Annotated in this window: 2 protein-coding genes; one reads left to right on the top strand and one right to left on the bottom strand. The window is 74.0% G+C overall.

The genetic code is table 11. The annotated features are described in order from the left end of the window. Positions 1–12: 12 nt before the first annotated feature. Positions 13–948, bottom strand: coding sequence for a Gfo/Idh/MocA family protein (locus EF918_RS35275; RefSeq protein ID WP_260610995.1), 936 nt, complete (start codon positions 946–948; stop codon positions 13–15). Positions 949–1131: 183 nt separating this feature from the next. On the opposite strand from EF918_RS35275, the gene glnII reads away from it, so the two are divergent. Further along, positions 1132–1952 (top strand): glutamine synthetase (gene glnII / locus EF918_RS35270; protein WP_125652922.1); only part of this gene is annotated, 821 nt, incomplete at its 3' end.

The following is a 1952-nucleotide window of genomic DNA, read 5'->3' as shown; positions in this document are numbered from 1 at the left end:
CGTTCGCCCCGCTCAGGCCGCCCCGCCCTCCAGCCGGGCCTCCGCCTCCGCGAGGATCTCCGTCAGCCGGGCCCCGAAGGCCGCGTCCCGCGGATCGGGCACGCCCGTGCGGGCCGATTCCAGCAGGGCGTCCACGGCCCGGCCGTACGCGCCCGGTACGTCGCCCCAGTCCGGCAGCGCGAACACGCCCTCGGCCCCGCGCAGCTCCAGCCCCACCCCGGCGGCGGCCCGGGGGGCCGCGAGGGAGAGGGTCGCGGTGCTGGCCGCGCCGGAGGTGTGCCGCAGGGCGAGCTGGACCACGTCCGAGGGCCCGCGGGCGGCGGTCACGGCGGTCACGTCGCCCAGGACCGGGATCAGCACCGACAGCGCGTGCGGGCCCACGTCCCACAGCCCGCCCTTGGCCTTGCGCCAGGGCGAGCCGGCGTAGGCGCTGGGCGGGCCGTCGGGGCCGTGGACGGCGCCGAGCCAGTGCGCCGCGGCCGTGAACCAGCCCGAGCGTGCGGCCTGCTCGGCGACCCAGCCGGCGGCCGGTTCGGCGAACCGCAGGGTGAGGAACACGACGGAGGCGACCCCGGCCGCGTCCGCCGCGTCCACCACGGCCCGTGCCTGCCCGACCGTCGTCGCGACCGGCTTGTCCAGCAGCAGGTGGCAGCCGGCGGCCGCGGCGCGCACGGCGAGCGGGGCCTGGACGTCCGGCGGCAGGGCGAAGGCGGCGACGTCGCAGTCGGCGAACAGCGCGTCGGGGTCTTCGTACACCTTCACGCCGTACTGCTCGGCGAGTTCGGCCGCCGCTTCGGGGCGCCGGCCCCACACCCCGGCGAACTCGGAGCCCTGGTGCGCGGCGAGGGCGGGGGCGTGGGTGCGGTGGGCCCAGGGGCCCGTGCCGAGCAGGCCGATCCGCGGACAGGAGCCACCGGCGGGCGGGGTCAAATCGTACGAAATGCTCACGTGCTCAGTCTGCCGCACCCGGACGGGTGTGCGGTCCCCGACCCGCACGACCCGGCCGACCTGCGGCTGAAACCCCGGTAACACGCGGTTCACACCTGGGCAACGGACGGGAAATCGCGAGCGGGCACGCTGCGGACGACACCGCAGCAGTCGCAGCACCCGCAGAATCCGAGGATGGGGCCCGTGAGCTACAAGGCTGAGTACATCTGGATCGACGGCACCGAGCCGACCGCGAAGCTTCGCTCCAAGACGAAGATCCTGGAGAACGGGGCCGAGCTGCCGATCTGGGGCTTCGACGGCTCCAGCACCAACCAGGCCGAGGGCCACGCCTCGGACCGGGTGCTCCAGCCGGTCTTCTCCTGCCCGGACCCGATCCGCGGCGGCGACAACCTGCTGGTGCTGTGCGAGGTCCTGAACATCGACATGACCCCGCACGAGTCGAACACGCGGGCGCTGCTGCGGCCGGTCGCGGAGAAGTTCGCCGCACAGGAGCCGATCTTCGGCATCGAGCAGGAGTACACCTTCTTCGACGGCGCCCGTCCGCTCGGCTTCCCGGTCGGCGGTTTCCCGGCCGCCCAGGGCGGCTACTACTGCGGGGTCGGCGCGGACGAGATCTTCGGCCGCGAGATCGTCGAGAAGCACCTCGACCACTGCCTGGCCGCCGGCCTGGGCATCTCCGGCATCAACGCCGAGGTCATGCCCGGCCAGTGGGAGTTCCAGGTCGGCCCGCTGAGCCCGCTGGAGGTCGCGGACCAGCTGTGGATCGCCCGCTGGCTGCTGTACCGGACGGCCGAGGACTTCAACGTCTCCGCCACCCTCAACCCCAAGCCGGTCAAGGGCGACTGGAACGGCGCCGGCGCCCACACCAACTTCTCCACCCGGGCGATGCGCGAGGACTACCGCGCGATCATCGCCGCGTGCGAGGCCCTGGGCGAGGGCAGCAAGCCGCTGGACCACGTCAAGAACTACGGCGCGGGCATCGACGAGCGCCTGACCGGCCTCCA

Origin of the sequence: Streptomyces sp. WAC06614 (assembly GCF_003949795.1) — a bacterium.
In the GTDB taxonomy this organism is placed as follows: domain Bacteria; phylum Actinomycetota; class Actinomycetes; order Streptomycetales; family Streptomycetaceae; genus Streptomyces.
The sequence above is the reverse complement of the archived record's forward strand: the minus strand, read 5'-3'. Positions and strand labels throughout refer to the sequence as shown.